Origin of the sequence: Acinetobacter sp. YH12041 (genome assembly GCF_013419975.1) — a bacterium.
Lineage (GTDB): Bacteria > Pseudomonadota > Gammaproteobacteria > Pseudomonadales > Moraxellaceae > Acinetobacter.
Window position 1 is genome coordinate 1 of record NZ_VOZC01000038.1, and the last position, 6,962, is coordinate 6,962.

The window sequence follows — 6,962 nt, forward strand, 5'->3', positions numbered from 1 at the left end:
GCGCACGTTGCCGCCTCGTGTTAACGACAGCCGCTTCTCGGATACCGCCGGGCGGCTGATGTACCGGCACAGCCGTTCGAGCTTCTTGCGTTCATCGGCCCTGGCCGCCACGCCGGCGTGCAGGCTGAACCCAGCTACCTTGCCAATCCCGTCACCGAACGGATCACCACTGGTCGGCAGAGTTTGCAAAGTGAACACCTTTCGCCCCGCCTGTGAACCGACAGCGATACGGTAAGTGATCGAGTGCCCCAGCAGGGGTGTCATCGGGTCGTCATCCACCGCATCCGAGGCCAGATAGCTGTTTTCGACATCCCGTTCCAGCAGGCCTTGCCGTTCCAGATAGCGACCCACCCGGTGGGCGATGGTGTGCGTCAGCTGGGTGAGCTCTGGGCTGGTCGGCGCCTTGACCCAGCGGAAACGCGCTGAGCCGTGGGATTGCTCGACATACACACCGTCGAGAAACAGCATGTGGAAGTGAACATTCAGATTGAGCGCCGATCCAAAACGCTGGATCAGGGTGACCGCGCCCGTCTTGGCCACTTGGTGGGTATGGCCCGCTTTCTTGACCAGGTGCGTGGCAATGACGCGGTAAACGATGCCCAGCACCCACCCCATGATCTCGGGCCGGCTGGCAAACAGGAAACGCAGCTGAAACGGGAAACTCAACACCCATTGGCGCATGGGCTGTACGGGCAGAACCTCATCGACCAGTAGCGCGGCGCTTTCGGCCATACGCCGTGCGCCACAACTAGGACAGAAGCCCCGACGTTTGCAGCTGAACGCAACCAGGTGCTCAGCGTGACACGACTCACAACGCACCCGCAGAAAGCCGTGTTCGAGACGGCCGCATTTGAGGTAGTCATCAAACTCGCGTTGCACATAGCCGGGCAGTTCCCTGCCCTGCGCCGCCAAATGGGCAGCGAACGTCTGGTAGTATTCTTCGACGATCCGATAGAGCAGGGTTTGCTCGGGCCGGTGACGCTGGTAACGACCAGTGTTCTCGTCCCGGCTGGCCATCCTGGCCGCCACTTGGGGCATGATCCGCATCCTTGCGATAGCCATAGCTAAACTCGGGTGCCTCGTCATCAGGCCCGAGGCGAATACTGCCAAAGCGTGACAACCCCAACCAGAGTGTAAAAATGACAAAGCCACTGGTCACTAATAAGTACAACCAGCCAAAGTCATCAGCGGTCGCATCCAGTGCTTTTTGCGCTAACTCTTGAACGCCATCAGGGTTACTGACTGTGGCAATTAAAAACAAACCAATAAAGAGTATTGATAGGTAAAAAACGGTTCCTACGTCTCCTAAAAGACGGTTTACCCATTGCTTAAACGTACTCATTACTTTCCTTAGAACTTACTATTTAACTAACTATTTCTTACAGGCAACCACTTGAACGACTGCTCCTTTACCCTGGTGATAGTTTCCTTCAGAGATTTCACGCTCTACTTCAGCACCTATTATAAAATCCAAACCGTTTAGTTCTTGCTGCAACCCTTCAAGCGACATAAACATATCTATTTGCGAGGCAGGAGGACCACCCACTCCATCCATGTCAATATGAGCAGCTGTATAGGCTTCTAGCATAAAGACGCCATTTTCTTTTAATGCAGCCACTGCCTGCTTATGCAATTTCAACCGTAACTCAAGAGGCACATGAGCGAAAATTGAAACGATGCCATCCCAAGCGTCTACGCCTAAATCATACTCATTTAAGTTGGCTACCACTGTGGTGATTTTTACACCCTGTTCAGCCGCCAATTTGTGTGCTTTTTCTAAGCCGACGCTAGACTGGTCAACCGCTGTAACGTCATAACCTTGCTTGGCTAAAAACACAGCATTGCGACCTTCACCTTCGGCTAAGCAAAGAACCTTACCTCCTTTAGGTAATTTAGAAAATTCGGCTTGTAATAAATAAAGGCACTCAAGATTTTTATGCTTATTTTTCTAATTGGGAAGCTGTTCTATTTACCCAAATATCGGAAGATGTTATTTTTGCCTTTAACGAATACGCAGCATTAATACGCGAAGACTTGTTTGTTGCAGATGACGAGGAATTTGAGGTTTTAGCAGTTATAAACCTCTCTCCAACTAAAGATGTTAATGGAAATTATGGTCTAATTTTTTATACCGCAATCGAAGACGAAGAGATCAATGAATATAATGCAGGTATGCTTTTTTCTGATATAGTGCTAGTTTACGATAATGGATATTTTAACACTGTTCGCTTTGAGGACATAATTGATGAAGATCAAGAAACAATATTGGATGAAGGCATTCATAATACAAGAATTGAGATTGAAGGTTATGAGTTTGAAATAAAAATTAAAACCATTTTAGATGAAATATCAAGCGATGATTTTTCAAAAAACTTGGCATTTAATAATAAAATTGAAATTGATATAGACTCTGAATCCGTTAAATTAGGCTCCACTTTAGAAGAAGTCTTAAGCGACATGAAACTAAGTTTATATCTAGGAATTTATTATATAAATCACCACAAACATTCTAATGTTCAAGTTACAAAAGATATGGTTGTTTCTTATGACATTGACACAGAAGGATACGGCTTTATAGTTATCAAATATACTGTTGATGAAAAAGATTATTTCACCTCAAAAACCTTTTTAGTTGCTAAAGATGGGGATGTAATACATGATTCACAAGTTATAATTAATATAGCCGATATGGATCTTTCTGACATAACTGATTATTCTGACATAATTGACTATGGTGTTAGCTATGCCTCATATGGTTCAATCAACAGAAATCCATTACTAATTGTGCCAATGGATTTGGATTTTTCGGGTCTAAAATTAGATTTTGAGGTACTAATTTACGATCTCTACGATTTTAATGAAATTTCAAATGAGTTTATTACCGTTTTAATAGGTGAGGATTTTGTATATGACAACACAAGTGTCGGTTTACAATGGATAACGATTAATGCAATCGACTCTAATGATGATACTTATGAATTCCAACTCTTAATTGCTGTCTACGATAACAATGATGAAAACTATGCAATACCTTATCTATCACATGAATTTGTCAATATACTAGGCGATTATAGGTTTCAAGAGGGATATGGTGTCGAAGGCATAAAATACGATGAAGAATCTCAAAAATTTCTTTATGCAGAATATATAGATATATATTATTGGGGAATTGATGAGCCTAAAACTTTTTACTTGTCCGAAACAAATTTTAAAAATGGCTTTTTTGCACTTACTCTAAATGTTTGGGGAATTGACGTAGACTTCACGGTGCCAGTATGAGAGTAAAATACTAAACATATTAAAATCTAATGTTTTGGTTAAATATTAACATATAAAAGTTGTGAAGAATTTAATAATCATCACATCTTTTTTTATGCAAATTTTTATTTGGTTTAAGATTTGTAACCAGTATTAGTAGTTTTTTATATGTAAAAACACCATTATTTTGTATGCTTGCTATATGTCCAATTTAAATGGCAATAGTTGACAAACTGTACGTTTCATCTTATAATTAATTATATAAACTATTAAAGATTATGCAATTAAAGGGAATTTATGGAAAGAAATATTAGGGATTCACAAAATTTCTTACACGATAAAAAATTAGTTAGTAGCCTTGTTGAAAATAGCAATATAAATAATACTGACATTGTATATGAAATAGGTCCGGGAAAAGGCATAATAACCGAACATTTATTAAGAGTAAGTAAAAGTGTAATTGCAATTGAATTAGACACCTCTTTGTATCAATTTTTAAAGCAAAACTTGAATAGTGAAAAACTAACACTTATCAATCAAGATTTTATGAACATAAAACTTCCTGATGGCAATTATAAAGTTTTTTCTAATATACCGTTTAATATGACGGGAGAAATCTTAACAAGATTACTAACAGCAATCAACCCGCCACAAGATATGTATATTATAATGCAGTACGAAGCAATGTTAAAATACGCAGGCACTCCATATTATAAAGACACATTAAAATCACTTATGTTCAAACCGTTATATGATATAAAACTGGCTTATGAGTTTTTGCCTTCAGATTTTAAACCAAAACCCAACGTGTCTATAGTTCTTGTGCATTTCCATAAAAAAGAATATTGTGATATAAAAAAAGCAACAATGTTAGAATATTGGGATTTTTTATCATATATGTATACTGCCCCAGGATTAAATTTTAAACAAAAAACAAAAAATATTTTTTCTTATGAACAGCAAAAACGTTTGAAAAAAATTATCAATTTAGATAGTGAACTAAATTTTTCCGATTGGACATATATTCAATGGATTAAAATGTTCGATACATATAAGCAGTTTGTATGCCAAGACAAGAAAAAACTCGTAGAAGGTTCTTATCAAAAACTTTTAAAAGAACAATCAAAATTAGAAAAAGTCCACAGAAGCAGAACTCAAAGATATTAAATAAAAGGGTACTTAATTGGAAAAAGGTTACTACTTATTTGCATATGTAGAGATAAACAAGTATGCCAATTTTTATAAAACAGATACAAAAAGGCACGACCAAAATATTTCACTTTGGGAATATGATGGTGGTAAATTGTCATTATTAAGATATTGGGAACTAGAGCGTTTATCCAGAATAAAACATCATAATAAAGCTTTTTATTCTGAAACTCAATTCAAAAATATTGTAAATGTTTTATTATCTGAATTTAATCTGCAATTATCAGATATAAAAGAGTATAGGAAGAATAAACGCCGTTTTTCTCCAAGTCCAGCCACTGTAGACCGCGAATGACGGCCTGCTTTGCCAGTGGGTGATTCTGAATCCGGCCCGTGTAGCCATCGATCCCGCCGAAAATTCACCCGTTTTTCCCGACAGCCGGGGCCAACCCAAGCCGCCGGCATAACGCATCCCTGCCGCGGCTGAATTACCGCAGCATCGTGATCGGAATCGTTTGGGACGGGTCAGGTAAACAGACCCGGCGACAGGCCAGCCGGTGGTGCCCGGCTCTCGGGCAACGGGCTGGACTCGTTGGTTTCGGCTTTTTGCTTCAGATGGTCGAGGATCTGCTTGATCACTACCGGATCTTCAATACAGGCAATCACCTTCATGGCACCGCCGCATTCGCTGCAAGTCTCGATGTCGATTTGGAATACACGCTTGAGCCGCTGTGCCCATTTCATCGACGCTCGCCGCCCAGCGGGTGTTGGCGGCTCATCCGATACCTTGACCTTTTTGCTCCCCTTGCCCCTCATGGCAGGTGTAACCAGGGCGCGGTGCTTGCTGTTGGGCGCAAACACCCCATGAAACCGGGTAAGGTTCACACGTGGCTTCGGCACCAACGCCGACAGTCTTGCGATGAAGTCCAGCGGCTCAAAGATCACATGCGTGGTGCCGTCCCGGTACGGCGTCTTAAGCTGGTAGCGCACGTTGCCATTCTTCGTGAGCGACAGCCGTTTCTCAGACACCGCCGGGCGGCTGATGTAGTGGCACAGCCGTTCGAGTTTGCTGCGCTCATGGGCCTTGGCCGCTACGCCGGCATGTAGCGAGAAACCGGCAACCTTACCGGGCATGTCACCAAACTGATCTTCCGGGTCGCAGGCGGGCAGTGTCTGCAGGGTGAACACCTTGCGCCCTGCCTGTGGCCCCACGGCGATGCGATACGTGATGGAATGCCCCAGCAGTGGAGTCATCGCATCTTCATCCACCGCATCCAAGGCCAGGTAACTGTTTTCAGCATCCCGCTCCAGTAGGCCTTGCCGCTCCAAATAGCGGCCGACCCGATGGGCGATGGTGTGCGCCAGTTGGGTGAGTTCGGCGCTGGTCGGCGCCCTGACCCAGAGGAACCGGGCTGTTCCATTGGGACGCTCAACGTACACGCCATCGAGGAACAGCATGTGAAAGTGAATGTTGAGGTTCAGTGCACTGCCGAAGCGCTGGATCAGGGTGACGGCACCGGTCTTGGCCGCTTGGTGGGTATAGCCCGCTTTCTTGACCAGATGCGTGGCGATGACGCGGTAAACGATGCCCAACACCCGGCCCATGACCTCCGGCCGGCTGGCGAACAGAAAGCGCAATTGAAAGGGAAAGCTGAGTACCCATTGGCGCATGGGCTGTACGGGCAGAACCTCATCGACCAGTAGCGCGGCGCTTTCGGCCATACGCCGTGCGCCACAACTAGGACAGAAGCCCCGACGTTTGCAGCTGAACGCAACCAGGTGCTCAGCGTGACACGACTCACAACGCACCCGCAGAAAGCCGTGTTCGAGACGGCCGCATTTGAGGTAGTCGTCAAACTCGCGTTGCACATAGCCGGGCAGTTCCCTGCCCTGCGCCGCCAAATGGGCAGCGAACGTCGGGTAGTATTCTTCGACGATCCGATAGAGCAGGGTTTGCTCGGGCCGGTGACGCTGGTAACGACCAGTGTTCTCGTCCCGGCTGGCCATCCTGGCCGCCACTTGGGGCATGATCCGCATCCTTGCGATACTGTGTTTTTATACAGTTTATCGCTCAGCTGCGAGATATTGAAGTCTCAGCTGTGATGCCAGCCAGTGCCAGACATTGCCTGTGAGTGCCAGTCACTCCCACTCTATTGTAAACAAGACATTTTTATCTTTTATATTCAATGGCTTATTTTCCTGCTAATTGGTAATACCATGAAAAATACCATGCTCAGAAAAGGCTTAACAATATTTTGAAAAATTGCCTACTGAGCGCTGCCGCACAGCTCCATAGGCCGCTTTCCTGGCTTTGCTTCCAGATGTATGCTCTTCTGCTCCTGCAGCTAATGGATCACCGCAAACAGGTTACTCGCCTGGGGATTCCCTTTCGACCCGAGCATCCGTATGAGACTCATGCTCGATTATTATTATTATAGAAGCCCCCATGAATAAATCGCTCATCATTTTCGGCATCGTCAACATAACCTCGGACAGTTTCTCCGATGGAGGCCGGTATCTGGCGCCAGACGCAGCCATTGCGCAGGCGCGTAAGC

At 44.7% G+C, this 6,962-nt stretch carries 6 protein-coding genes and 2 pseudogenes; 4 read left to right on the forward strand and 4 right to left on the reverse strand.

The genetic code is table 11. The features are described 5' to 3' along the window. From FTU00_RS15110 to FTU00_RS15115, 3 genes and pseudogenes are all read right to left on the reverse strand, one after another. A partial coding sequence (locus tag FTU00_RS15110) for a transposase (protein WP_373686198.1) occupies positions 1–960 on the reverse strand: 960 nt, incomplete at its 3' end. Further along, a complete protein-coding gene (locus FTU00_RS15710) occupies positions 863–1,342 on the reverse strand; it encodes a BCCT family transporter (protein ID WP_338242671.1) in 480 nt (159 codons plus the stop codon). The genes FTU00_RS15710 and FTU00_RS15110, both read right to left, overlap by 98 nt. Positions 1,343–1,372: 30 nt before the next feature. Continuing rightward, positions 1,373–1,885, reverse strand: a pseudogene (locus tag FTU00_RS15115) (class I SAM-dependent methyltransferase); the annotation flags it as partial. 149 nt (positions 1,886–2,034) lie between these two features. Between FTU00_RS15115 and FTU00_RS15120 the strand changes: the two are divergent. The 3 genes from FTU00_RS15120 to FTU00_RS15130 all read left to right on the forward strand — a co-directional run bounded on the left by FTU00_RS15120 (position 2,035) and on the right by FTU00_RS15130 (position 4,762). Then, positions 2,035–3,279 carry a hypothetical protein gene (locus FTU00_RS15120; protein WP_179990686.1) on the forward strand — a complete coding sequence of 415 codons (1,245 nt, stop codon included), beginning with the start codon at positions 2,035–2,037 and terminating at the stop codon, positions 3,277–3,279. 276 nt (positions 3,280–3,555) lie between these two features. Then, positions 3,556–4,425, forward strand: coding sequence for a 23S ribosomal RNA methyltransferase Erm (gene erm / locus FTU00_RS15125; protein ID WP_107318659.1), 870 nt, complete (start codon positions 3,556–3,558; stop codon positions 4,423–4,425). Positions 4,426–4,441: 16 nt separating this feature from the next. Then, complete coding sequence (locus FTU00_RS15130) at positions 4,442–4,762, forward strand: hypothetical protein (RefSeq protein WP_179990683.1); 321 nt, start codon at positions 4,442–4,444, stop codon at positions 4,760–4,762. Positions 4,763–4,932: 170 nt separating this feature from the next. Here the strand turns inward: FTU00_RS15130 and FTU00_RS15135 are convergent, their stop codons facing one another. Next, the gene (locus FTU00_RS15135) at positions 4,933–6,435 is read right to left on the reverse strand and encodes an IS91 family transposase (protein WP_138773302.1); all 1,503 of its coding nucleotides are present in this window, start codon (positions 6,433–6,435) and stop codon (positions 4,933–4,935) included. Positions 6,436–6,853: 418 nt separating this feature from the next. Between FTU00_RS15135 and FTU00_RS15140 the strand changes: the two are divergent. Further along, a pseudogene (locus FTU00_RS15140) lies at positions 6,854–6,962 on the forward strand (dihydropteroate synthase); the annotation flags it as partial.